The sequence below is a fragment of the Lentibacillus cibarius genome (genome assembly GCF_005887555.1).
In the GTDB taxonomy this organism is placed as follows: Bacteria; Bacillota; Bacilli; order Bacillales; family Amphibacillaceae; genus Lentibacillus; species Lentibacillus cibarius.
This window is the reverse complement of record NZ_VCIA01000001.1, coordinates 3,070,447-3,096,447: the sequence shown is the minus strand read 5'-3', so window position 1 is coordinate 3,096,447 and position 26,001 is coordinate 3,070,447. Positions and strand designations below refer to the sequence as shown.

Annotated in this window: 20 protein-coding genes; 2 read left to right on the top strand and 18 right to left on the bottom strand. The window is 38.2% G+C overall.

Translation table 11 applies throughout. The features are described from left to right. Positions 1 to 27: 27 nt before the first annotated feature. From FFL34_RS15130 to FFL34_RS15050, 18 genes are all read right to left on the bottom strand, one after another. Positions 28 to 1,377, bottom strand: coding sequence for an aspartate aminotransferase family protein (locus FFL34_RS15130; protein ID WP_411712877.1), 1,350 nt, complete (start codon positions 1,375 to 1,377; stop codon positions 28 to 30). 413 nt (positions 1,378 to 1,790) lie between these two features. Further along, on the bottom strand, positions 1,791 to 2,984 hold the full coding sequence (locus tag FFL34_RS15125) for an IS256 family transposase (protein WP_138602395.1): 1,194 nt from the start codon (positions 2,982 to 2,984) through the stop codon (positions 1,791 to 1,793). 180 nt (positions 2,985 to 3,164) lie between these two features. Then, on the bottom strand, positions 3,165 to 4,685 hold the full coding sequence (locus tag FFL34_RS15120) for a bifunctional GNAT family N-acetyltransferase/carbon-nitrogen hydrolase family protein (protein WP_138604159.1): 1,521 nt from the start codon (positions 4,683 to 4,685) through the stop codon (positions 3,165 to 3,167). 48 nt (positions 4,686 to 4,733) lie between these two features. Next, the gene (locus FFL34_RS15115) at positions 4,734 to 6,017 is read right to left on the bottom strand and encodes an NAD(P)/FAD-dependent oxidoreductase (protein WP_138604158.1); all 1,284 of its coding nucleotides are present in this window, start codon (positions 6,015 to 6,017) and stop codon (positions 4,734 to 4,736) included. A 43-nt stretch (positions 6,018 to 6,060) separates the two neighbouring features. Continuing rightward, positions 6,061 to 6,912, bottom strand: a complete 852-nt coding sequence (locus FFL34_RS15110) for an ABC transporter permease (protein WP_138604157.1) — start codon at positions 6,910 to 6,912, stop codon at positions 6,061 to 6,063. A gap of 1 nt (position 6,913) precedes the next feature. After that, entirely contained in the window at positions 6,914 to 7,678 is a 765-nt protein-coding gene (locus tag FFL34_RS15105) for an ABC transporter permease (RefSeq protein ID WP_234031522.1), read from the bottom strand. Positions 7,679 to 7,787: 109 nt separating this feature from the next. Beyond that, positions 7,788 to 8,855, bottom strand: coding sequence for an ABC transporter substrate-binding protein (locus tag FFL34_RS15100; protein WP_138604155.1), 1,068 nt, complete (start codon positions 8,853 to 8,855; stop codon positions 7,788 to 7,790). Positions 8,856 to 8,885: 30 nt separating this feature from the next. Next, positions 8,886 to 9,977 (bottom strand): ABC transporter ATP-binding protein, encoded by a 1,092-nt coding sequence (locus FFL34_RS15095; RefSeq protein WP_138604154.1) that lies wholly within the window; start codon positions 9,975 to 9,977, stop codon positions 8,886 to 8,888. Positions 9,978 to 10,262: 285 nt separating this feature from the next. After that, positions 10,263 to 11,687, bottom strand: coding sequence for an NAD-dependent succinate-semialdehyde dehydrogenase (locus tag FFL34_RS15090; protein ID WP_138604153.1), 1,425 nt, complete (start codon positions 11,685 to 11,687; stop codon positions 10,263 to 10,265). 325 nt (positions 11,688 to 12,012) lie between these two features. Beyond that, positions 12,013 to 13,122, bottom strand: a complete 1,110-nt coding sequence (locus FFL34_RS15085) for a C45 family autoproteolytic acyltransferase/hydolase (RefSeq protein WP_138604152.1) — start codon at positions 13,120 to 13,122, stop codon at positions 12,013 to 12,015. 476 nt (positions 13,123 to 13,598) lie between these two features. After that, positions 13,599 to 14,942 (bottom strand): APC family permease, encoded by a 1,344-nt coding sequence (locus FFL34_RS15080; protein ID WP_138604151.1) that lies wholly within the window; start codon positions 14,940 to 14,942, stop codon positions 13,599 to 13,601. A 272-nt stretch (positions 14,943 to 15,214) separates the two neighbouring features. Continuing rightward, positions 15,215 to 15,853, bottom strand: a complete 639-nt coding sequence (locus FFL34_RS15075; RefSeq protein WP_138604150.1) for a GNAT family N-acetyltransferase — start codon at positions 15,851 to 15,853, stop codon at positions 15,215 to 15,217. A 119-nt stretch (positions 15,854 to 15,972) separates the two neighbouring features. Next, positions 15,973 to 17,145 carry an aminotransferase family protein gene (locus tag FFL34_RS15070; protein WP_325053282.1) on the bottom strand — a complete coding sequence of 391 codons (1,173 nt, stop codon included), beginning with the start codon at positions 17,143 to 17,145 and terminating at the stop codon, positions 15,973 to 15,975. Then, positions 17,085 to 17,342, bottom strand: a complete 258-nt coding sequence (locus tag FFL34_RS18965) for a hypothetical protein (RefSeq protein ID WP_325053281.1) — start codon at positions 17,340 to 17,342, stop codon at positions 17,085 to 17,087. Before FFL34_RS18965 ends, FFL34_RS15070 begins: the two co-directional genes overlap by 61 nt. A 317-nt stretch (positions 17,343 to 17,659) precedes the next feature. Continuing rightward, a complete protein-coding gene (locus FFL34_RS15065; protein WP_138604774.1) occupies positions 17,660 to 19,753 on the bottom strand; it encodes a sigma 54-interacting transcriptional regulator in 2,094 nt (697 codons plus the stop codon). A gap of 185 nt (positions 19,754 to 19,938) precedes the next feature. Beyond that, positions 19,939 to 21,045 carry a class II histone deacetylase gene (locus FFL34_RS15060; protein ID WP_138604149.1) on the bottom strand — a complete coding sequence of 369 codons (1,107 nt, stop codon included), beginning with the start codon at positions 21,043 to 21,045 and terminating at the stop codon, positions 19,939 to 19,941. 316 nt (positions 21,046 to 21,361) lie between these two features. Beyond that, the gene (locus FFL34_RS15055; protein ID WP_138604148.1) at positions 21,362 to 22,489 is read right to left on the bottom strand and encodes a M20 peptidase aminoacylase family protein; all 1,128 of its coding nucleotides are present in this window, start codon (positions 22,487 to 22,489) and stop codon (positions 21,362 to 21,364) included. Further along, positions 22,489 to 23,313 carry a MurR/RpiR family transcriptional regulator gene (locus FFL34_RS15050; RefSeq protein ID WP_129676677.1) on the bottom strand — a complete coding sequence of 275 codons (825 nt, stop codon included), beginning with the start codon at positions 23,311 to 23,313 and terminating at the stop codon, positions 22,489 to 22,491. The genes FFL34_RS15055 and FFL34_RS15050 overlap by 1 nt, the downstream gene beginning before the upstream one ends. 119 nt (positions 23,314 to 23,432) lie before the next feature. Here FFL34_RS15050 and FFL34_RS15045 point away from each other — a divergent pair, with 119 nt between their 5' ends. Together FFL34_RS15045 and menC are read left to right on the top strand one after the other, a co-directional pair. Continuing rightward, entirely contained in the window at positions 23,433 to 24,878 is a 1,446-nt protein-coding gene (locus FFL34_RS15045; RefSeq protein ID WP_234031520.1) for a YfcC family protein, read from the top strand. Between the two features lie 16 nt (positions 24,879 to 24,894). Beyond that, positions 24,895 to 26,001 carry an o-succinylbenzoate synthase gene (gene menC, locus FFL34_RS15040; protein WP_138604147.1) on the top strand — a complete coding sequence of 369 codons (1,107 nt, stop codon included), beginning with the start codon at positions 24,895 to 24,897 and terminating at the stop codon, positions 25,999 to 26,001.

The following is a 26,001-nucleotide window of genomic DNA, read 5'->3' as shown; positions in this document are numbered from 1 at the left end:
TACTATTCTCTATTTTAAAAACATAATTTAAATTTGTGCAAATGCTTCTTTCACTGTTTTTATAATAAACTTTAAATCATCATCAGTCATGCTAAGCGGCGGACTGAGCGTCAAGATATTATTATAGCCGGCAACGGTATCCCCGTTTTTTGCAATTATCAGTCCTTTTTGCTTACAGAAAGAAATAATTTGATCAAGTTTGTCTGAACTGGCAGGTTCTTTGGTTTCCTTGTTTTCGACTAATTCAATCCCCAAAAGAAGTCCTTTACCGCGAACGTCGCCAACATATGGATGATTTTCGAGTTCTGACATCTCATTCAGCAATTTTTCTCCCATGGTGGCCGAACGTTCAACAAGATTTTCTCTTTCCAGGATCTCTATATTCTTCAACGCCACGGCACATGACGTTGGATTTCCCCCAAACGTATTCACATGACGAAAATTATCATATGGCTCTTTTCCCATAAAAGATTCATAGACTTCTCTTCTAACTGCAGTTGCTGATAATGGTAGATACGCACTGGTCACCCCTTTGGCCATCGTAACGATATCAGGTTTTACACCGTAATTCTGAAAACCAAAAGGCTTCCCTGTTCTGCCAAATCCGCAAATCACTTCATCAATAATTAACAAAGCCCCATGCTTATCGCAAATTTCTCTTACCCGCTGCAAGTAACTGTCATGCGGCATGATCACACCACCGCCGGTAATAATCGGTTCCATGATGACAGCCGCTACCGTTTTATCCATCTCCCATGTCATGACACGATCAATTTCGTCCGCACATGCTATGCTTTGCTCTTCCTTCGTTCCTTTATATGGACTTCTATACATGTCCGGCGGTGTCACATGCAGAAAACCTGGTGCTAATGGTTCGTAACGATATTTTCGCTCCGCCTGGCCAGTCGCTGCAAGTGCCCCCATTGAATTGCCATGGTAGGCACGGTAGCGCGATATAAACTTTTGCCGTTCAGGTTCACCGTTTTGCTGATGAAATTGACGAGCCATCTTAAAAGCGGTTTCATTAGCTTCAGACCCACTATTGGAAAAAAAGATTACATAGTCATCGTCGAGCCACTCATTTAACTTTTCACCAAGTTTAATGGCGGGTACATGACTTTGTGTCATCGGAAAATACGGAAGCTCTTTCATTTGATCATAAGACGCCCTTGCCAATTCTTCACGACCATAACCAACATTCACACACCAAAGACCAGACATCCCATCCAAATATTTATTTCCATTAATATCGGTTACCCAAGCCCCTTCCCCTTTACGGATAACCATGGTTGCATCAGGATTATAATGCCGCATCGCATGCCATACATATTTTTCGTCTTTGTTTAATAGTTCATTTGACTTCGTATCCATTTTGATTCCTCCTTTTCCAGACTAAAACATTTTGTAAGGCTTCACTCTTCGATAGTATTGATGCAATAATATACTAAACTTGAATAAAAACTTCGATTTTGCTTACAGAACAAGCTTTGAATTGGGGGGCGTCAATAATTTTGTGTAAATGACCCTATTCCTGTAGAAGGTTAGCCATTGTTTTTCAAAGTTTCAAGATTAGGTGGCTGCTCTAAGCCACAGCGGCAGCTGCTTGTCCTTGACCCTGCGCCTCTTCTTCGTGATTCGCTGTGTTGGGTTCAGGGACCCGGCCAGCGAGAACGTAGAAGAGATCGGTCGTGGTACGCTCGGTGTGCGGATGGAGCCCCTTGAGGGCTTTATTTTGCCCAGCCGCCATGTACACACCACCACGACCGCAAGCAGGGTCAAGGATGGCGGTGTTAAGCCTGATTTTCCAGCGCTTCAAACATCTGCAGTAGTTCGGGCTTCGCCTTTCCAAATCCTTTGTGGCACCGCATACCGAATTTATGGTTGTAATCCAAAAATTGGGTTACCAGAAAACGTTCCAGGGCATCCTCGTTGGGAAATTGTTCTTTGCGTTTGACGTAGCGTTTGATTTCCTTGTTAAATCCTTCGATGAGATTTGTGGTATAAATACTGGAACGGATGGATACCGGGAAATCATAGAACGTTAATAAGCGATCCTGTCTCATCACTGCGTCGACAGCGCGAGGATACGTTTTGTGCCATTTATTTTGAAATTGGTCCAGGGCACTAAGAGCTTGCTGGCGGTCCTCAGCTTCGTAAATAGCCTTGAAATCATCCAGAATAGCCGCACGATCTTTCACACGAACTTTGTTAGCGATATTGCGGGAAACATGGACACAGCACACCTGATGTTTGGCTTTTGGGTAGACACGATGCAAGGCATCTGTCATGCCGTTCAAGCCGTCCGAAATAAAGAGAAGGACATGTTCAACACCGCGTTCAGATAAGTGCTGTACCAACTCCTCCCACACATTGGCGGATTCCGTTGGGGCAATGGTAAAGTCCAGTACTTCTTTGCCGCCATCTTCTGCAATGCCAATGGCAATATAGACCGATTCTTTTTCAACGCTTTGACGACGAATCGGGATCTGGGTGGCATCCAGATAAATGCACACATAACGTCGCTCCAGGGTTCGCTCATGGAATGCCTGAACATCTTCTGACACAAGCTGTGTCAGATTTGAAACGGTCTGTTTGGAATAATGTTGACCATACATTTTTTCGATCAAATCAGCAATTTCATCCGTCGTTATGCCCTTTTCGTACAAATGGATTACAAATTGTTCCAGCGTGTCGTTAGAACGTTTATAAGGCGCCAGCGTTTGTTGCTGAAAGGAACCGTTGCGGTCTCTGGGAATATGCAGCTCAAGGCTGCCGTATTCCGTTTTGAACGTTCGGTCATAGAACCCGTTACGGGAATTACCGGAGTTAACGCCGGCCTGCTCATAAGGCTCATAGTCCAGGAAAGCCGTTAATTCGTGTTTTAAAAGCTGATTGATGGCTGTTTCCAAGTGATGGCGAAAAATTTCTTCAATATCCTGCTTTTGGGCTAGTCCTTCTAGCAAATCTGTAGTAAGATGACTCATAGGGAAGACCTCCTGTGGGTTTTGTGTGCTAACTCTATTCTACAGGAAAAGGTCTTCCTTTTTCTATGACCATCGTTTAGGTATATTCATTTACACAAACTATTTTACGCTCTCTTGAATTGTTGAAAATAAAACATTTAATGTAAGATCATTTCCTCAGTTAATCACAATCTGTATATTTTAATAAACATTCAAGCGTCTATCTTTCACAGGCGTAACTGTACCAACTTCACGATTACGCCTGATAAGTTCTAAATTCATATCCCCATGTACCGTCATTTCCACATTCGAATCTGCTTCAACGGACACCCCATTATTTGCGAAGTTTATATCAGATGGTGAAAAAATAGCCGAACATGAATATTGAGCGTTCATGCGATGTACTTGAGGTAAATGGCCCGTCATTCCGGTAATAACAGTATAAACCTGATTTTCAATAGCCCGTGCCTGTGCACAGTTGCGAATACGTGTGTACCCTTGCTGGTCTTCAACCGTGTATGGTGTCATCAAAATGTCTGCTCCATTATCAATCGCTTTTCTTGCCAATTCAGGAAAAAGAATGTCATACCCTAAAAGGATAGCAATTTTACCGCAATCTGTTTCAAATACTTCTAATTTACTACCAGGTTTAATTCCCCACCATTTTCGTTCGTCTGGAGTGATATGCAGTTTGTATTGTCTATCAATTTTTCCATTGCGATGAAATAAGAAAGACACATTATACATAAAGCCGTTTTCTTTTACAAAATGTGAACCCGCAATAATATTTATGCTGTAACGTACAGCTAAATTAGAAAAAAGCTTCAAATATTCATCTGTATAATCCATTAGTGACCGAATTTGTCTGCTTGGGACTCTTTCATCTATAAAAGACAACAACTGCAGTGTCAAAGCTTCCGGGAATACTGCAAAGTTTGAACGTCGTTTAGATGCAAGGTTAATAAAATATTCACACCGAGAAGCAAATGATTCAAAGTTATTTATGTTCTTTAATCCATACTGAACCATTGAGACTCTTATCGGTCTTGACGGCTGTATATTTTCACGATCTTCCGGAATATAATCCACGTTCTTCCATTCAAGCAACGTTGCATACTTTAAAGATGCTTCATCCTCCAATAAGTAATTCGCTTTCACTCCTCTAATCTCAAAACCATTCATTAATTGAAAGATTAACACAGGGTCATAAATATTTTGAGATTTCACTTGCTCTACATATTCTTCCGCAGTTAACTTATCTGCATATTTATGATAGTTAGGAATTCGCCCTCCAAATATAATACTTTCCAGATTATATTTTTTGCATAGTTTTCTACGTTCTTCATAGAGACGCCTTCCAATTTTTAAATGCCTAAAATCAGGATGTACCACCACGTCAATTCCATACAGATTTTTACCGTTAGGATTGTGATTCGTAATGTATCCGTTCCCAGAAATGTCATCTATTGAGTGTTCGTCACCATATTCATCGTAATTCACAATAAGACTAGAACTCGATCCAATAATTTTTCCGTTATATAAGACACAAACTTGCCCTTCAGGAAAAATGTTAATATGGCTTTCATAGTGTTTTCTTTCAAATGCTATGTCAGCATTTTCGAATCCCAATTGCGCAATTTGTACAATTTCATCAATATCCTCTTCTTGTATCTTTCGAATAACAATTTCATTCTCAAAATTGGAAATATCTATTTCCGTCATTATCTCAATCCTTTCTTAGAATTTCGACACTCATTTATATACTAAAAGTTAATTTAAAAATCGATCCTGAAACTGTTTGTAAAACTTCATGAATCCGACCGCTTTAGCATGCTGATTATGAAATGGAATGGACTTTAAATTTTTTACACGTAGAGGATTGTTCGGATTTCCTTCTTCAAAAATATCTTCTGCCATTGTCTTCCCCAGTAGTGACGACATCGCAGCACCATGCCCGCCGTAACCAAACGCAAAATGGATGCCTTCTTTCATCTTACCAACATAAGGAAGCATATTCTTCGTAAATCCTACTTTGCCTCCCCATCGATACTCGATACGCGCTCCTTTTAACTGTGGAAAAACACATAACATTCCATCAAGAAGATTTTCATAGATTTGATTCTGATCACGTTTGCTTGATGCTCTTCCCGAGCCACCAAATGCTAGACGATTGTCACCAGTCCTTCTAAAATAGTAAAGAAGATTTTTAGTGTCAGATACCGCACGATTATTTTTTATTAAATTTTTCACTGTAGGTTCTGAAAGTGGCTCTGTGGCAATCATAATACTTTCAACCGGAACCACTGCCTTTTTAATTTTTTTGTTTAAATCACCAGAATAAGCATTTGTTGCTATAACTAGCTTATCGGCAATAACTTTGCCTTTTTCGGTGTGTACAATGAAATTGTTTTTGGAGTTTCGTTTTATATGAACAGCTTCCGATCGTTCGTATATTTTCGCACCAAGTTTCTCAGCAGCCTCAGCCAGACCCAATGTGTAGTTTAGCGGATGAAAATGGGCACTATTGTAATCTATACACCCCCCAGAATAAAATGTGGTTTCTAATTCTCTTTTCATTTCATTCTTTTCTATGATATCCATTTCATGATAATTCAGTTTGTTAGCCATAAATTCCTGATCCTTTTTCATCGCTTCCAGATGAGATGGTTTATAGGCCGCAACAAATTCACCATTACGTTCAAAGTCACAAGATATAGAGTTTTTAGTAATAATATCTTCAATTAAATCAATGGAATCCAAGGAAAGTTGCCACATTTGTTTTGCTGCTTGCAAACCTTTTTTCTTTGCCCAGTATTCCATCGAACCGAGATAACCTGTCAGTACTTCGCCTCCGTTTCTACCACTTGCCCCACTACCAACTTTCCCTTTCTCTAAAACTATTGTGCTGCAGGATTTTTCTTCTAAATGATAAGCTGTGGAGAGTCCTGTAAATCCACCACCGATAATAACAACATCACAGCTTTGCTCTCCTTCTATCTGTACTCGATTCACATTTTTATTCGCCGTACCTTCCCACATTGATAAGAGATCCATATTTTCACCCTTTATTTGAAATTATATTTATTATAAAAGTCATTTATAATAAGGAACTTTCATCATCAGACGATGTAAACTTCATCAGCGTTATCATCGATAGTAAAACCAAAATCATTAGTAATAGAGAAATTGCCGACCCCAATGGCCAATTCATCTCTACCAAAAACGCATCACGAATTACATTTCCAATCATTAGGAGGCGTCCTCCCGTAAGTAAATCAGTTACAACAAAAACACTGATAGCTGGTACAAATGTCATGATTGCACCTGAAAGTACCCCCGGAAACGTAAGTGGTAAAGTTACTGCGAAAAATGTTTTAATGGGGTTCGCTCCTAGGTCCTCTGCAGCTTCTAAATAAGTTTTATTTAACTGCTCAATTGATGCATAGATTGGAAGAATCATAAAGGGCAAGAAACCGTATACCAGCCCTACAATAACTGCAAATGGTGTATAAAGCATCTTAATTGGCTCATCAATAATTCCTGTTTTGAGAAGTATGTTATTAATAACCCCCTGATTATTCATTAAAACAATCCAGGAATAAAGTCGAATTAAAAGATTTGTCCAAAAAGGGACCATCACTAATAAAAGAAGGAAATTTTTCCACTTTCCAGCATTTGCGATAAAGTAAGCAAAAGGGTAAGCGATAATTCCACAAAGAACTGTTGCTATAATTGACCACCAAAGTGATTGCAAGATTGCTTTTGCATATAAAGAACTAAATGCTGATTGATACGCCTCAATATTGAAATCATACAGGATGTCACCAAACCCAATATTCGTTGCGAAACTAATGACAGCTATCATGCTAACAGGAATGATCAGAAAAAATAGAAACCAAAATACAGTTGGAGAGAGCATCAAATATGCTGTTCTTATATTTCGAATCATTTTAAAACCCTTTCTCCTGTTTATTTTTCTTATTCATTCTCCAGCCAACAATTGCAATAACCAGTGTAACTGATAAAATCAAAATAGTTGACAATGCGTTAATTTCTGGAGAAACCCCTCGTCGTACCATAGAATAGACTAAAACAGGAAGCGTGTTAGATCCTGGACCAGTCGTAAAAAATGCAACAACAAATTCATCTAAAGAAATTGTAAATGCTAATAAAGCCCCTGCTAGAATACCAGGATAAATTAGAGGAAATGTGACTTTCCAAAATGTATGCCATTTATTGGCACCAAGGTCTTCAGCTGATTCTTCCATTGCTTTATCTAATCCAGCTAACCTCGCTAAAAGAACAAGTATAACGAATGAAATTCCGAAAACAACATGACCAGGAATTACAGTAGCCAAACTAAACTTAATATCTAAAAAACTGTAAAGTACCAGCAAAGCTACAGCTAAAACAATATCAGGTATGACGATCGGGATATAAAAAACAAAACCTACTGTTCGTTTCCCTGGGAATCCATAACGGTGAAGGGCAAGAGCGGCTAATGTTCCTAGTACTGTTGAGATTATTGTCGTAATTACCGCTACAAATAAACTATTAAGCGCCGCATCAATAATTTGCGAATTGGAAAATAAGCGAGCGTACCAATCAAATGTTAAACCAGTCCATACCGTTCCTATCTTAGAATCATTTAACGAAAAAACTATTAAGACAAGAATAGGTATATAAAGGAAAGCAAAAACCAAACTAGTAATCACAAATAACGTCTTCCTTGTACCTTCCCTCATGTTTACACCTGCCTTTCAGCATTGAATTATGGTTCCCCAGATCGGAAATCATTTCCGATCTGGACATTGAAATTTTTTCTCATTCTACTTTAGCTTTTTGGAAATAACGATTCATTAACTTTTTCTTCTCCGGACGAAGCGGCTTTCCCCAGTCAGTCTTTTCTATTTTTTCTTCGGGCATGATAAGGCCGGGACTATTCTTTATGCTATCGTCTAACATTTCCACTGCAGCTTCATTCGGGTTCCCGTAAGGATATGCTTCAGACAATTTTTTACTTACTTCCGGTCTTAACAAATAGTTAATGAATACCTCTGCCGTATATTTGTGTTCAGCATTCTTTGGAATAACCATGTTATCGGTCCAACGAATGCCACCCTCTTTCGGAAGAACGAACCCTACGTTTTTATTTTCCTTCCAAGCTACAGCCGCTGCCCCAGAATAAGCATAGCCAATCCAAGCCTCTCCGCTTACAAACTCCGCCTCTGGAGTGGACTTAAACGATAATAAATTCGGAACCAATTCTTTTAACTTTTCCCCACCTTCTTTAAGCTGTTCTTCCGTTGGATTAGTGTGATCGTACCCTAAATATTGTAGAAGCATGTTAAAGTTTTCTTTTGGTTCCTCCATTGTAATAACATGCCCTTTATATGCAGGGTTCCACAAGTCAGCCCAACTAGTAGGTGGCTCATCTACTTTCTCTTTATTATAAGCAATACCATCATACCCATACATGTACGGAATGGAATATTTTTCATCAGGATCAAACGGGAGTTCTTTCCATTCGTCTGAAATATTTTTATAATTTGGTATATTGTCGAAATTAATTTCCTGAATAAGCTCCTGTTCTTTTAACCGGTTTACATAAAAATCAGAAGGGACGACAACGTCATACGAAACAGTACCAGCATTTATTTTAGCAAGCATCTCTTGATTCGAACTAAACGTAGAATAAACGATATCAACCCCGAATTCTTCTTCAAATTCATCTAAAATTTCCTGTGGCATGTATTCACTCCAGTTGAACACTATTAATTCATCAGATAATTTTCCATTCCCCTTTGCATCAGATGAATCAGTGCCGTTTTCTGAGCAGGCGACTAATGTAGCGACCAAAACCGTTAATAAAATAATTAATTTTCCTTTCAATTTTGTAACCCCCTATTTATTATTTCGAGATTAACTATCCATCTTATCTTTCAATTTAAAAACGGCACAATCTGATGGATCCCAGTTTAAATATAATTGATCGCCTTTTGACGAGTTTTCATAAATACCCTGTGACCCATGGGCAATAACTTCATGCCCATCGGGAAGTGTAGCAATTATCTTTGTCACAGATCCTATATAAATCTTATCTTTCATGATTACTTTTAAATAGTTATCATGGCTATCAGGATTAGAGGAAACCCTAATTTTTTCTGGACGAACCGAAATAAAAACGCTTTCATTTGTTAGTAATTTTTTATTATTATAGATTCTTATGTTTTGTTCAGAACATTGTACTGTTGCGTAAACGTCTTTTATTTCCTTAATTATTCCTTCAAACAAATTTGTCTCACCTATAAAATCAGCCACAAATTTCGTTGCGGGTTTTTCATAGACTTCCTCCGGTAATCCAATCTGTTCAATTTGTCCTTCATTCATAATGACAATCCTATCAGACATGGTTAAAGCTTCTTCTTGATCATGAGTAACATAAATGAATGTCATGCCAAGCTTTTGCTGTAATTGTTTCAATTCTAGTTGCATCTGTTTACGAAGTTTTAAATCTAATGCTCCCAAAGGTTCATCCAAAAGCAGAACTTTCGGGTTATTTACGACCGCACGTGCAATAGCAATCCTTTGCTGCTGACCACCACTAAGCTTTTTTGGCTTTCTATCAGCAAAATTTTCAAGTTGTACGAGTCTCAAAGCTTCTCGAACTCGCTTTTTTATTTCCTGCTTTGAAATTTTTTTCATTTTTAATCCAAAAGCAATATTGTCAGCAACTGTCATATGTGGAAATAAGGAATAACTTTGAAAAACTGTATTTACGTCCCGGTTATATGGTTCAACTTCATCTACTTTTTTACTGTTAATCCAAACACTCCCCGAGGATGGTTTTTCAAATCCCCCAATCACCCGCAATGTCGACGTCTTTCCACATCCAGATGGTCCTAACAAGGTCAAAAACTCTCCTGATTGAATTTCTAAGTTTAATTCTTTAATCGCATAAGTACTATCAAACTTTTTAGAGATACCCTCCAACCTTACCATATCCTCAGTCATTTCTATCTCCCTTCAAATATTTATAGTGATTTGCCAAATCTTTAATTGCCTATATGTTCAGAAAGATATCCTCAGTCTCACCTATATCACGGGCAACTAACACTGATGCCAGGTCTCTTCATATATACGTGTTACTTATGTTTTCATTTTCTTCTTTCGATACAAAGGGACAGATCCATTTTCCGTTTATCACCTCTCGGAGGGTAACGACAAGTTCCCTGGTCACACACATTTTATATACACGTATTGGGCATAGCATTTCTGTCCCTTATGTCTCTTTATTATTTAGAATAAGTTTGTGGACGTTCGTATGGAGACAAATTTTTCTTCCATAAATTCATGTAATCCGATAGTTCCACCTTCCCGGCCAATTCCACTTTCCTTCACCCCACCGAATGGTGCATGCGGTGCGACTGGTGCGGGATCGTTAATACCGACCATTCCGTAATCAAGTTGATGCATCATACGCATCCCTCGACTTAAATCATTTGTAAAGCAATATCCCATTAGACCATATTGTGTGTCATTGGCACGTTCAACCACTTCCTCTTCAGTATTAAACGTGAAAATAGGCGCAACTGGGCCAAACGTTTCTTCTTTTGCAATACTCATGGCGTCTGTTGTATCTACCAATACTGTCGGTGCATAAAAGTAACCTTCTTCATTATCTAGTCGCGTGCCGCCTGTAACCACAGTAGCACCTGCTTCTGTAGCCTTTTTAACCTGATCCTCCACTTTTTCCAATGCAGATAGGTTAACAAGCGGGCCCATATCTGTATCTTTCTCCATACCGTTTCCAACTTTTAATTCACGTACCTTTTTAGCAAGCCGTTCACTGAATTCATTTTTTATCGATGCATGTACGTAAATCCTATTAGTACTAATGCACGTCTGACCGGAATTACGGAATTTCGTACCAATTACTGAAGATGCGGCATCATCCAAATCAGCATCCTCGAACACAATAAACGGGGCATGCCCTCCTAGCTCCATCGATACCTTTTGAACATGCTCTGCAGCATTACGCATTAATAGTTTTCCAACATTTGTTGAACCTGTAAAAGTTATCTTTTTAACAATTGGATTACTTGTCATCTCCTTTCCGATTGCTTCAGCTTCACCAACGACGAGGTTTGCAACTCCTGCTGGCAGACCTCCACTTTCAAAACATTTGAACACCTCCATTGCACACATTGGTGTCGACGGAGCGGGTTTCAACACACCGGTACATCCGGCAGCTAAAGCCGGCCCCAGCTTACGTGTGATCATTGATACAGGGAAATTCCATGGTGTAATTGCTCCAACAACTCCAATGGGCTGACGAAGTACCATCAATTGTTTTTTCGTATCAAGTGCGGGGAGTACTTCTCCATATACGCGTTTTGCCTCCTCGCCGTACCATTCAAGGTATGCCGCTGCAGATGTCACCTCTCGACGTGCATCTGTGATTGGTTTCCCCATTTCTTTCGTGATTGTCTCCGCTATTTCGTTTTGTTTATTTACTAGTTCCTTTGCTACGTTTATTAAAATTTTACCGCGTTCATTTCCGGAAAGTGCACTCCATGATTTAAATGCGTGTTGTGCCGCTTGAATGGCCTCTTCTGCTTCTTTCTCTCCACCAACAAATACAACGCCAGTTTCTTCTTTTGTTGCCGGATTAATAATCGTTTCCGTTTTATCAGTTTCCAGCCATTTTCCATTAATATACATTTATAAATCCTCCTAGTTCAAACAAAATAGTTGTTTAAAAGATATTTAGTCTTCAGTAGGTAAGTAAAACACGAACTTTATACTTTCATTCATGCTACCGTCGTCCTGCATGAAAGGTGACACGCTTTCCGCGGGCGTGGCTTCAGCCTCCTCGGAAGAAAACCACTTCCTGCGGGGTTTTTAGACACATGCTTTTCCCGCAGGAGTCGGTCACCTTTCATTACGGACAACTAACGTTGATAAATACGAGCAATCAAGCCCTAATCACTAACAAAAGTTCGTATATTTTTGCAAAAATCAGCACTTAAGAATTTGATTCAAATAACTAAACTTTTTCTCTGCTCTGCTGTTTTACCGAATATTTTTCAAATGGGGTGTGCGCAGGCATACCATTACTGACATAAATGCAATTTGTCGTTAAGTTCATTACAATACTGAAAACCGTCTCAATTTGTCTGTGTGTTGGTGCCTGTTTATTCACATAATGATTAATTGAGTTCGGTGCGTTAAATGTATCACCTAGCCATGATTGAAAAGTTTCTTCGGTAATTTCTGTGTTTGTTTTAATCGCCTGCGCAAGTAACTGCTCTGCTCTACGCTTGCGAATTTCCGAGTCACTGTAACGCAAATTATTTGCATCCCCGACTTTCATTTGAATTTCTTGTGAACAAATATGGTTTGTATGCACACCATGGGAATTCTTATCGTTTATGATTTCGATTCCAAATGGTGAAACTTCCACATGAAACGCCATTCCACGATTTTCGCCTTCACTGTACCCAATCATAAAATTCGCAGCAGAAGCCATTTGTCCTTCTTGAATTTTTGCCATCGCTTCATGAAGAGATGTTGAATCTAAAACGGAGCGAAGTCCCAAATGAATCGGTACCCCATCTGATTTTTTACTAGAATGAAGTGCATTCAATCCGACACCCACAGCATGTTCATTACAGCCTATTTTTCCAATGATTCCCCCTTCTGTCACCATTAGAATATTTGGTCGATCGTCACGTTCAATGTTTAGCATAAGCAAACTATTTTTTTGTGCGCCTTTCCAGTCCCAATTCTGTCCGATGATTGTGTCAACCGTAAGTGGGCTGCACGTTGTAATACTTGTGCACCCGTCACTAAACGACGTATGAGCGTCCCCCGTAAGTGCAATTTCGCTTCGTGCATTCAATGCCAATACATCTTCAAACGATAGACCAGAACCTATGGCAATTCCATCTATTTCTTCGAGTAGAGCAGGATCAAATGATTCGATTGCCGGTATATGAATTTTTGCCCGCTCTTTAACCTGACCCCAGTCAATACCTTGATAATCATAAAAAAGTCGTTCGTAAGTTTCGATACTTTGGCTAATTTCGGACTTTCCTTGTTCTCCATGCTGGCGGCCAATTTCCTTGGGATTACCATTTAAATTTAATACTTTCATTTCCTTCACCCTTTTTTGGTAATTTACAATTTAGTACTAATAACTTTGAAGCGCTTCTCCTTAGTCCTTATTATTTCCACTTCAATCTTGGCTATTAAAACCACGGTAGGAATGTAATAACCTAGTTGTTTTATCTCACAATCCCATTTCTATGTTTAATGAAGTACTATTAGTAACATTGCAAAATTTGTGCCAATATCAACACACCAAAATAAATTATTTATGAAACACCTTCATAACAAAGGCGACAACATGATTTTAATGGACATGCTGACAATTGACGATAAATTTAAGAATTAAAAGGTAACATCTTTATTCAATTTAGCATTAAAATTATGCACGAAAGAATACTGTAACACTTACGAAAGCACCTAAATACATGAACTCTATCCCAAGGACATTTTTGTATCAATGAATTCTGCATTAATTATCTCCATTCATTCTTTTAAATTTTCAATTTATAATCCAGAATCTTATTAACTTACTTCATCTTCATTTTCCATATCCGGAATTCCTACACTGAAGAATTTAGTAATAAATAACAAGTAAACTAACCCGACTATCAACCAAACAATTCCACCTATTAAAGCATCTTTATGCAAGAAAGACCACAAAATACCAGTTAGTCCAGCCCCTATAATTGGCATTATTAAGTATTTGAATATATCTTGAGCAGACTTATATCTTTTTTGCATGAATATGAAATAAGCAATAACGGATAAATTAACAAACGTAAAAGCGATTAACGCACCGAAATTAATTACAGCGGAAATTAACTCAAGATCTGGGCCTATGGCTAGTAACGACACTATACCAACTAATATCACATTAAACGCTGGCGTCCGAAATCGCGGGTGAACGTAACCAAACATTTTTCGTGGAAGTACTCCATTTCTACCCATAACGTATAAAAGACGGGATACACTTGCATGTGAGGCTAAGCCAGAAGCAGCGGTAAGCGCAAACCCACTAGAAACAAAGATTATTTTAAAAATCTCTCCACCTGTATATAAACCAATTTCAGGCAATGTATCATCAGTCACATTGAAATTCGAAACATCGGGAAATAACGCTTGTGCAAAATAGCCGCCCACGAAAAAGATGACACCACCGATGAGAACTGTTAATATAATAGCCTTTGGTACCGTTTTTTCATCAATAGCTTCCTCGGTATACATTGTTATGGCATCAAATCCAATAAACGAGAAAGCGACTACGGTTGCCCCCGTAAAAACTGCTGATAATTCCACCCCTTCATGAAATAAAGGTTGAGTGGTAAAGATGGTTCCCTGACCCATTCCCTGGGACAATTTCATCCAAGCAAGTACAATGAACGCACCAATTAAAATAACCCCGTAAACAACAAGAATCATATTAAAATTAGATGTCTTACCCATACTCCATACATTAACTGCTGTTACAATTGCAACATAGCTAACCACCCAAACCCAAGCTGGCACATTGGGAAACAACGAAACAAGATATATCCGGATAATTAACGCATTAACCATCGGGAGGAGCAAATAATCCAATAACGATGCCCAGCCTACCATAAAACCTAAGGTAGGATTCATGGTTTCGCGTGTATACGTATAAGCTGAACCTGCACTGGGAAAGATTTGTACCATCTTCCCATAACTAATAGCCGTAAATAACATCACACCTAAAGCAACAATGTAGGCTAGGGGAACAACACCATTTGTTTGCTTTGACACAATGCCAAACGTGTCAAACACAACAGTTGGTGTCATATAACCTAATCCAAGAGCAACAATTGACCAGAGTCCTAATGAACGTTTGAGAGTTGTTTTTTCCGACATTAGCATTTCTCCTTTTCTATCATTAATCAAAGCCGTCATTAATCAAAACCGTCGGAACCATATCTCTTTAAGGCTTATTGGTATTTTCTCTCTTTAATGTTGTAATCGCTTTCAATCGCTGTTTTTCCTTACTAGGAGAGAGTACTTACTCCCTCCAATTGCGTTAAGTATCAAATTTTTATTAATATTGACCTAATATATTCAGTCGATAATATAGAGTTGTGAGGAAATACAAAAAGTCTGCATAGTTTAAATAAATTCTCTTCAGGCTTTTATGCAAAAGATGGATTATGCCACTCCATTAACGTTGCGTTCGTTAAAGACGCATTGTCATCCTTCAAATAATTACGCATCACTTTCCTTAATTGAAAACCATTATTATACTGAAAGGTAAGAACAGGATCATAAATTCTTCCATGAATAACTTCAGAGGCGTACTCATCTGGCGTTAATTGGTCTGCATATTTATAATAATTAGGGATGCGGCCACCAATGATAATGCTTTTTAAATTTAATTCCTTACAAATTTCCCTCCTTGCCATATACAGATATTTACCAATTTTCATCCCTCTAAAATCCGGATCCACTCCAACTTCTATACCATATAAATTCTCTCCATTCGGATTATGATTCTGAATATTACCATCATCAGATATTTCAGTATAAGAGTGGTTTTCACCGTAATCATCAAAATTTATAATTAAACTTGAAGCTGAGCCTACAATTTTGCCTTTATACCGGAGACACACTTGGCCCTCCGGAAAAGTCTTTAGTTGATTTGCAAAGTTTTCACGCGTTAACGCCATATCGGGACCAAAACATTTTCTTGACAATATAGTAACCTCATCAATGTCTTCTGGTTTGATCCTCTGGATGTCCATATGTTCACTGGCCACTTCTATATCCGACATCTCTTTTTCCCCCTTACCAAGTTGGTGACTTTCTTGGGTTATGATCTCTTTATGTCTTCTTCGGTATGGTCATGTTCAAAAAGACCACCAGTTTATGTGTCTTTTTGAACATGCTTTCTTTAAAGTGAATTTTCAAAAACAGTAAGTGACTCATCAATAATATCAATCATGTTTTTAATCTCCTGTTGGTTAATTACGAAAGGCGGTGCGATTGCAACTTTAAAATCGCCAATATTCCTGAGAATAAGTTTACGATCAAAACATTCATTAACAACCGTAGCCGCCGCTTGCAAGGATGAATCGAAACTTTTTCCTGTTTCAGGATTATATAGTTCAAATGCTGAAAGCAATCCAAGAGTGCGACAATTTCTCACAATGTCATGCTTCTTTTCTAGGTATGCAAGCCCTTTCCGTAATTCTTCTTCCATTTCTTTGACGTTGTTCAATAGACCGTCACGTTCGATAATTTCAATATTTTTCAGTGCAACTGCACATGCTGTTGGGTGTCCGCTATAGGTAAAACCATGAGACATAACATCTTCATAATTGATAATGACTTCTCGAATTTTGTCACTAATCATAACGCCACCAAGCTGCGAATAACCGCTAGTAATACCTTTTGCCATACACATCATGTCAGGTATGACGTTCCAATTCTCTACGCCAAACATTTTTCCGGTGCGCCCAAAGCCACAAATAACCTCATCAGCTATAAATAAAATATTAAACTCATCACAAAGTTTTCTAACAGCTTCGATATACCCTTCAGGAGGCATATTTACGCCACCCGCTCCCTGCACAGGTTCCATAATTACTGCGGAAATTGTATCTGAGCCTTCTTGTTCGATAAGGGATCTTATAGAGTTTTCGTAATCCGGGTCGTTTTTATCACCTAATTCACAATTTGTTAAATGCGGAGTTGCATGGTAAAATCCTTTTATATTTGATCCAGCAAAAATATGCGTTGCAAGAATTCCAGTCGCGCTTTGAGATGCTTGTGTTACTCCATGATATCCAGCTCTCATTCCAATTACTTTTTTCTTCTTTGGCTGACCTTTTAATTCCCAGTAAAACCGCGATAATTTGAAAGCGGTGTCATTTGATTCAGATCCACCTGATGTGAAAAAGACTGAATTTAAATCTCCGGGTGCCATTGATGCTAATTTCTCTGCTAGTTTAATAGCTGGTTCATTTGAAAAACCTTTGAATGCTGATGAATAAGCAATTTTCATCATTTGCTCGCTCGCACCTCTGCCAATTCTCTTTGACCATGCCCAATATTCACGTTCCATAGCATCGACATCCCATCAATATATGGTTCGCCTTCCATATTATTAACATAAATACCGTTACCTTCAGAAAAAATAATATCAGGTCCATCTTCAGCTGCCTTTTTAGGGACTGAAGTTGGATGAATAAAGTACCGTTTATCTAATTCAACTAGCTCCTCTTTTGTTTTGGGGCTTATCACATTTTGTTTCTCTGTCATTGTTAAAAACCTCCTATATATTAATAGCTTCTTCTTTCTTTATAATGCAACTTATATGCCAATATCCACATTGATAAAAAATGAGCCATAAAAAATGGTTGAAGCCCTAATGTAGACCATACATTCAAAGTTTATAAAGAACTTTATACATCTAATTATTTCACCGAAATCAAAATATTCTATACTTAATTGCATACAACCTATGAAAATATTCATAATTGCAAAAGTAATGTATGGAAACAAGAAATGTTTGTCGTCGTTACTTTACACACAAAAAGCAGCTCACTAATTTATAAGTAAGCTGCTTTTTATTTCTTTTATTCATTTGTATGTAAGAGTTTATGATACTTACGACTGACTGCTGATTGGCTAATATTCAAAGCTTCAGCTGCCTTAATTGTTGTTCCGTATTTCTCCATCGCTAAACGAATAAGCTGGTTCTCAACATCCTCTTTAGCTTTTTGGAGAGGTATTACTTCACTGATCACGGGTTTTGTTTTGTTTTTAGACACTAATGACAAAATTTGATCAACGGATGCTGCACTTATTACATTGTCTTCCGTCGTCACAAATAGTCGTTCAACAAAATTTTGTAACTCACGGATATTACCAGGCCATGAATAGCTTTCCAGTAAGGTTAATGCGTCTGGAGAAAAATAACATTTTTTATTGTATCGCTGATTTAGTTTTTGTAATGTATGGTATGCTAGTAATGGAATATCCTCTGACCTTTCATTTAAAGGTGGAACATGTATTGGTATGACATGAATACGGTAAAATAAATCCTCCCGGAAGGTACCTTTCTCAACCATATCGTTTAGATCCTTATTTGTGGCTGCTATAATCTGAACATCAACTGTGGTAGCGGTAACACTTCCGATTGGAACAACTTCACCTTCCTGAAGAACTCTTAACAGTTTTACTTGCAGAGATAACGGCATATCCCCAATTTCATCTAAAAACAAAACTCCCCCATCCGCCTGTTCAAAGTATCCCTTTTTTCCTTTTTCATTCGCTCCGGTAAAGGCGCCTTTTGTATAGCCGAATAATTCACTTTCTAGTAAATTTTCCGGAATTGAACCACAATTAAGCGTTAAGAAAGGCTTATTAAAACGATCACTTTTACAATGGATTTCACGAGCAATCATTTCTTTTCCTACACCTGATTCACCTTGAATTAACACAGTAGATGAAAATCTCGCCACCTTTTCTATCTGATTAACAATCTGCTTCATTTTAGAACTGCAATAAATAATTTCGTGAGGTGATTCGTCAGTTTTATTCTTTAAACGATTAAGTTCCTCTTTGTACTTCTTTGTCATTTCTTTTGTCTGTTTAAGCTCTGTCTTTAATTTTGTGTTTTCAGTAATATCCCGGGAAGCTACAACAACTCTTTGCATCTCTCCAGCTTCATTAAAGATAGGATTGCCGACAGCAAGCACTTTTTTACCATTTTTTCCTTCTTGAACACGGGAAACCTTTTGCTTTCTTTCTAAAACTAATTTGGTTATAGATGGTGATATATTTCCTTTCTCCTCCATATCAAATATATTTTTTCCTACTAATTCATTCAATTCACTATCCCAGAAATCAAAGTTATAGTTTTCACTATGACGTAATATTTCACCTGTTCGATCTATAACCACTAGTTCATCATAGATCGTTGACAAAATAGCGTTCATATCGTTATTTAGGTTTTTTACATTTTCTATCTCCATAGACATTTTTTCAACCGCTGGCAAATCCTGAATAATAATAATAGCACCATCAACACTGCCACTTGTTGTTTCTATAGGACTGTAGTCAACCAGCACAGCCATTTTATCTGTTATACGAATTTGGTTTAAGATAGTCTTACCTGTAGCAAAAATTTCATTAATATGCTCTTCATGAAATATATTTCTTGCATCTTTTCCCATTACCAAATCTTCTGTAGATCGAATCATTTCTAATCCGGATTCATTGTAATTAACAATTTTACAATCTTCATCCACTACAAATAATCCCATCGGTATCGAAGCTAATAACATGCGTAAAATATTAATATTTCGTGTTTCCTCACGAAACATACAAGCCAACATGTCTTCTCTTCTTAGATATCCTATAATCTCGTTGTTTTTATCTTTCACTAAAACAATAGGTTCTCCTAAGGCTTTAAAAATAAACGATAAAGAAAGAGTTTGTTCAGATTTAAACACCCCAAGTTTATCAATAGAAACCGCGTTTGAAACTATTTGATCAATATGTAAATTTGAATATTCCTTATCCCCGGTCTTTAGTTGCTTTAAGTCAACATAGGAATGTAATTGATTGTTCTCAGTCAAAAATAGATACTGATCCTGGTAATCGATAATCTTTTTTGTAAACGTATCTTCTCCTATGTTCTTGGGAACTGCAAAAATAGATCGCATCTTGCTAAGGATGGTCTTATTCAATGTAAGGATTCACCCTCCTGTTTAAAGAATAGAATAAACAGTAGTAATTATTAGAACATTATATCACATAAGTTTTTTATATGCATTATAAATAGCGTATAGGCAAAATTAACAAGCTAGTACGCCGATAAAAAATATTACGTTCTTTAAAATTACCGGGGTCAAAAAAGCTCCCAATACGTCGATTGCAAGTCAATCGCTCGCTGCACGGCTTCCTTTTGATGCGGATAAATCGGACCTTCATGATACCCTTGGTCAAACGGATCATCAACTTGACTACGTTTGCCTCGTAATGCTTCCAGCACGCGTAACGTACAAAAAGGGACATAGGCCGTGCTATACCCGCCTTCGTGACAAGCAACAACACGTCCGTGACAATGTTTAGCAGCTAATGATTTTACCCTTTTAGCCATCTCGTAATAGCCTGCCGCGGTCACAAGCATCCGGCCTAATGGGTCAAAACGACTGGCATCCTGGCCTGCGGAAACGAGAATCAATTCTGGTTGAAATTGATCAACGATGGGCGCAATCATATGATCAAAGGCATAAAGGTATCCTTCATCTCCTGTACCAGCCGGCAATTCAATATTTACATTCCTGCCTTCTCCCTCACCTTCACCAACATCCGTCATCGATCCCCGACCTTTTGGAAAAATATTTTCTTGATGTATCGAAATAAATAATACGTCAGGATCATGATAAAAAGCTGTTTCGGTACCATTGCCATGATGCACATCCCAATCCAAAATCAGGATCCGCTTCAGCCCATATGTTTCACGTGCATATTTTGCTGCAATTGCTACATTATTAAAGAGGCAAAAGCCAGCCCCTTCTCCAGGTTCGGCATGATGACCCGGCGGCCGGACAAGCGCATATGCCGTTTTCACCGTATCGTTCATCACCGCATCCACAGCCGTTAACGCGCCTCCTGCTGACTTCAAAGCAATCTCATAAGAATCCGGACCAACAATCGCATGAATACCGGCATCCCCACCGCCTGCCTCACTTAACTGTCGAACTTCCTTTATATAATTCGCGCGATGAACCAATTCGATTTCTTTTGCGGTTGCCGATCTCGGTTCTATTGGCTTTAACTCATTCATAAATTTGCTGCGTTCCAGTAAATTTTTGACACGCCGCTTCGATTCCGGATTTTCCGCATGTGTGTCCGGTTGAACCCAGCCGCCAGAGCGGATATTTAACGCGCCGTTTCCGGTCTGGTGCCAAAAATAACTTTCATCACAAACAAAACCCGTTTCTTCTGTCATTGCTTAACCCCCATCTGTGAATAATATGAGAATAATAATCTAAGACGACACCACCATTGAAAGGAACCTTAGCAAACGCCATCATGCAAGGGACTCCCCCTATCCATGTGGACCATTTTTCTCACCGGTACCTTCCCTTTTTACTATATTATTACAGGAGCAATGCTAGTATTCTTTTGTTATTGAAGGTGGGATTGAAATAATGTTTCAATTAAACAAAATAACCCTAGGGTCATTTATCCCCCCCAGGTTTATCGTTCAACAATTTATACTTTGATTTCGCCTTTTAGCTAGTATTCTTCTCCACCGGGTTCATTTATAAGGAATATACGTTTTTAACAGCCTTATACAAAATATCAGTTCCATTTAACAGTGCTTTTTTGTCAAAGGCCATTTTCGGGTGGTGGAGTCCCGGCTTCAAGTCACATCCTAAACCAAGCATGGTTGCTTTTAGAGAAGGCTTTTTAATAGTATAATAATGAAAGTCATCACCGCCGGGCGTTTGTAACGGCTCGTCAACCCCCTCTCTTCCAAGACTATCTTCTATAGCCGTTCCCATAATTTCGATGGCATCACTATTTAATTTAGCAGCAGCTATTTCTCCTGTACTTTTAAGTTCTATATCTGTTTCGTACAGATTTTTAAGCGTATCGATAATGTGATTAACTTTTGAATCCAACTTCTCCATTGCTTCATTTGTTTGAGCTCTCAAATCCAGTGAAAAAGTTGCTTTGCCAGGAATAATATTCGCGCTTTCCCCTCCAGACTGCAAAGCCGTCATTTTGACTGAATGAGGAACAAGCGGATCAATGTGAATTTGTCTGATCATATTTACTAACTGGGTACCAATTTCGATGGCATTATGGTTAAGATGAGGGCGTGCTCCATGGGCATCTTCACCTTTAATTATCCCTTTGTATGTTTTAGTTGCTCCATGTACGATGACCGGAGAAGCGTGTCCCATTTCTGTTTCCTGCACAGGTCGCAAATGTATTCCGAACAAATAATCAACATCATCTACAACTCTTTTTTCAACCATCTTTAATGCTCCGGCACCTTTTTCCTCTGCCGGCTGAAAAATAAATCTCACAGCTACCTTATCCGCCAAGTCTTTTTCTTGTTCTAACCGCCATAATAACCCTAATACCATAGACATATGTGCGTCATGACCGCATGAATGATTTGCCTGAAAAACCCCGTCCACTTCTTGCCATAGGGCATCAATATCGGCACGTACAGCAACTATTGGCAAATCACCATTAAAGTTACCATAGTCCCCTATCACTCCTGTACAATCATCGAAAGTCCTGACAACACATCCACTTTCTCTTAATATTCCCTCAATATACTTCGTGGTCTGAACTTCTTCCCAGCTAATTTCAGCATTCTCATGCAGATATTGGAAAGTAGCTGTAATCTTTTTTTCAATTGTTTTGTTACTCATTAATCTTCGCCATCCTTTATTAAATATTTATATGTAAACCTTATCTTTCCCCGCTCTTTTACCCGCTGAATAACTTCATTTAACAAAGCATTAATAAGACTTAGCGTAATCGGGCCTTTATTAATCAATGATTTATTGCTTATATTAATCGTTAATACAGTATCAGCATATTTAACAATTGGTGACACGCGCGAATCGGTTATGGCTATAACTTTAATATTTTTATTTTTTGCCTCTTCCGCTAGCCTAATTGTATCAAGGGCATACCGGTAATAGGAAAAGATAATAACACAAGATTTTTTGGGTAATATATCCAGAATTCCCGCATCATTTTCAGGTCTGTATAACGATACGTTCCCTAGTACATAATTCAAGTTAAAATACAGCCAATGGGCAAAAGTGAATGATTGATAGTAACCAGCAACAGTTATACGCTCACTATCAATTATTGTTTCTATAGCATTTTCTATCTCTTCCAAATACAGGTGTTCAATCGTTCCCTTTAGGTTGTTGATATCTACTTTCATGCTCTCAGCAAGATTATTGGTTTCTATATTTTCCTCCAACCCATCTATTGGTCTTTGATTTAGATCCAATAAATATTTTCGAACATCTTTTTGCAGAATGTTGTAACTTGTGTATCCAATCGTATTGCAAAAACGAAGAACAGTAGTTTCACTCACACCAATAATTTGACCTACCTTTTTGGCAGGATGTATAGCAAAAATCATCGGATCCGATAACAAATAGTCCCCCACTTTCCTAAGCCCTTTTGTCAGCGTCGAAAAGTGTTTATTTGTTTCTTCTATAAAACTTGGCTCCACATCATTTCACCACTTTTTGAAGTTTTTACATTATTCTATCTTGATTTGAAGTATAAACTATATTATAATTTGTTTCAACTTTTAATTTTCAAAAATAATTTTCTATGGGAGGGAAACAAATGGGTAATGAACCATTGCAGGATTCAAATATGGAAGTAAACGAAAATCCAAAGAAAAAGAAAAAATTCGAACTGCCTGATGCCTATGTTATTTTGTTCGTCATATTGCTTCTTGCCGCAATTGCAACGTACATCATTCCAGCAGGATCGTTTGATCGAGAGACATCCGAAAATGGTACCTCTGTCGTCATTCCAGGCAGTTTTGAACAGATTGAACAACAGCCAGCCAGTGTCATCGAGGTATTTAGATCCATTCAGGAAGGATTAATCGGGGGAGCAAGCATAATATTTTTGGTATTGATTATTGGCGGTGCTTTCTCCGTTATTGAAAGTACTGGTGCAATTGACACAATGATTATGAAAACAATAAATAAAACGAAGAATAAAGAGTGGCTTCTTATAACAATGGTAGCAATCGTATTTTCCATTTTTGGCGGTCTCGGTATTGTCGTCAACGCTGTTATTGCCTTTATTCCAATTGGCATTGTTCTTGCTAGAGCAATGAAAATGGATGCTATTGTTGGAGTCGCAATCATTTATCTTGGTGCCTATTCCGGATTCTCAATTGGCTTTTTAGATCCATTAACAACTGGTTTTGCTCAGCAAATTGCTGAACTTCCTTTATTCTCAGGACTAGGATACCGTATTCTTATCTATTTAACGATATTAACTTCTTCCATCTTGTATATTACTTGGTACTCTAACAAAGTGAAGAAAAACCCTGAGAATAGTATTCTTAAAGAAAATAGATTTCCAAAGCTTGAAGAGAAGAATATGGACGAAGTATCGTCAGTATTAACAAACACGCAGAAACTAGTACTGGTCATCCTAGGGCTTGGCATTGGCACTTACGTCTTCGGTGTTTTCCAGCTGGGTTGGTCCATCAATGAAATGGCCGGTGTTTTCATTGCCATCGCTATAGTGACAGCAATTGTAACTAGGATGGGATCCAATACGATGGTTTCAGAATTCATGAATGGTTGTAAGGGGGTTGTCTATGGAGCTTTAATCATTGGTATGGCAAGATCCATTGTTGTCATCCTGGAAAACAGCATGGTATTGGATACAATAGTCCAAGGCATGTCTGTTGCAATGGGGTCCTTTTCAAGTGTAGCCGGTGCAATCGCACTCTTTATAGGGAATGGAATATTCAATCTGATCGTTTCTTCAGGAAGTGGACAGGCCGCAATTGTGATGCCAATTATGACACCTCTTGCTGATATCATGGAAATTCCGCGTCAAGTTGCGGTTCAAGCATACTCAATGGGGGACGGATTCACAAACATGATTACACCTCTATCGGGAGTTTTGATGGCGAACTTGGCAATTGCAGGAATCCCTTGGACAAAATGGATCAAATTCGCAATTCCACTAGCATTAATTTGGTATGTCATTGGCATGATTTACTTATCAATTGCCGTGTTAATTAATTGGGGACCAATGTAAAAGGAGATAGTTAAACGTGTATATTAAAGAAATCAACTTATATAAAATAACCATGAAAATGAGAAATCCATTTACCACTAGCTTCGGAACGGAACAAAACCGAAAATTTATACTGGTGGAAGTAAAAAATGAAAATGATTTGTCTGGCTGGGGTGAATGCGTAACAACAGAACGCCCTTTATACATTGAGGAGTTTACAGACGCAAGCTGGATGATGCTTGAAAAATTCCTTATACCTGCTGTTTTAAAGACTAAAATTGAGCATCCAGACGAACTACAAGACAGGTTTAAAGCATACAAGCGCAATCACTTGGCCAAATCAGCATTAGAAGCTGCAGTTTGGGACTTATATGCTAAATCAAAAGATATGACCTTAGCCGAAGCTTTGGGCGGCGTTAAGTCAACTATTGAAGTCGGGGTAAGTCTGGGAATTGAAGAAGATATTCATACCTTGCTAAACAATATTAAACAAAAAACAGAAGAAGGATATAAAAGAATTAAAATTAAGATTAAACCAGGAAAAGATGTAAATGTTCTTGCAGAGGTTAGGAAACAATTCCCGGATATCCCATTAATGGTAGATGCAAATTCAGCCTATACCTTAGATGATATTCCGACATTGAAAGAAATGGATAGATTTAATCTAATGATGATTGAACAGCCGCTAACAGCCGGTGACCTGATCGATCACGCAAAGTTGCAAAAAGAAATGGAAACACCGATTTGTCTCGATGAAAGTATCCACTCTTATGAAGATGCCAGAAAAGCGGTTGAAATCGGCAGTGGAAAAATTATTAATTTAAAAGTCGGCAGGGTTGGTGGCTTAACCGAAGCTAAAAAAATCCATGACCTATGTAAACAAGAAAATATCCCTATGTGGTGTGGTGGAATGCTGGAATCAGGTGTGGGACGGGCACATAATATTGCAATCACCTCTCTAGCCAACTTCACCCTGCCAGGTGATACGGCATCGTCCGCTAGATATTGGCATAAAGATATTATAGATCCGGAAGTGGTTGTGGAGAATGGACTACTTACGGTGCCGGATAAACCGGGAATTGGCTTTGATGTGAATTTGGATGAAGTATTGCGTAATACAACGGAAAGTAAAAAATTTAACTGA

Coding starts and splice junctions, on each gene's coding strand:
- FFL34_RS15125 (WP_138602395.1), bottom strand. CDS start 2,984: ATGAGTCATCTTACTACAGATTTGCTAGAAGGACTAGCCCAAAAGCAG.
- FFL34_RS15120 (WP_138604159.1), bottom strand. CDS start 4,685: ATGACGGAAATAGATATTTCCAATTTTGAGAATGAAATTGTTATTCGA.
- FFL34_RS15115 (WP_138604158.1), bottom strand. CDS start 6,017: ATGGATCTCTTATCAATGTGGGAAGGTACGGCGAATAAAAATGTGAAT.
- FFL34_RS15110 (WP_138604157.1), bottom strand. CDS start 6,912: ATGATTCGAAATATAAGAACAGCATATTTGATGCTCTCTCCAACTGTA.
- FFL34_RS15095 (WP_138604154.1), bottom strand. CDS start 9,977: ATGACTGAGGATATGGTAAGGTTGGAGGGTATCTCTAAAAAGTTTGAT.
- FFL34_RS15090 (WP_138604153.1), bottom strand. CDS start 11,687: ATGTATATTAATGGAAAATGGCTGGAAACTGATAAAACGGAAACGATT.
- FFL34_RS15085 (WP_138604152.1), bottom strand. CDS start 13,122: ATGAAAGTATTAAATTTAAATGGTAATCCCAAGGAAATTGGCCGCCAG.
- FFL34_RS15080 (WP_138604151.1), bottom strand. CDS start 14,942: ATGTCGGAAAAAACAACTCTCAAACGTTCATTAGGACTCTGGTCAATT.
- FFL34_RS15075 (WP_138604150.1), bottom strand. CDS start 15,853: ATGTCGGATATAGAAGTGGCCAGTGAACATATGGACATCCAGAGGATC.
- FFL34_RS15070 (WP_325053282.1), bottom strand. CDS start 17,145: ATGGAACGTGAATATTGGGCATGGTCAAAGAGAATTGGCAGAGGTGCG.
- FFL34_RS18965 (WP_325053281.1), bottom strand. CDS start 17,342: ATGACAGAGAAACAAAATGTGATAAGCCCCAAAACAAAAGAGGAGCTA.
- FFL34_RS15065 (WP_138604774.1), bottom strand. CDS start 19,753: ATGCGATCTATTTTTGCAGTTCCCAAGAACATAGGAGAAGATACGTTT.
- FFL34_RS15060 (WP_138604149.1), bottom strand. CDS start 21,045: ATGACAGAAGAAACGGGTTTTGTTTGTGATGAAAGTTATTTTTGGCAC.
- FFL34_RS15055 (WP_138604148.1), bottom strand. CDS start 22,489: ATGAGTAACAAAACAATTGAAAAAAAGATTACAGCTACTTTCCAATAT.
- FFL34_RS15045 (WP_234031520.1), top strand. CDS start 23,433: ATGGGTAATGAACCATTGCAGGATTCAAATATGGAAGTAAACGAAAAT.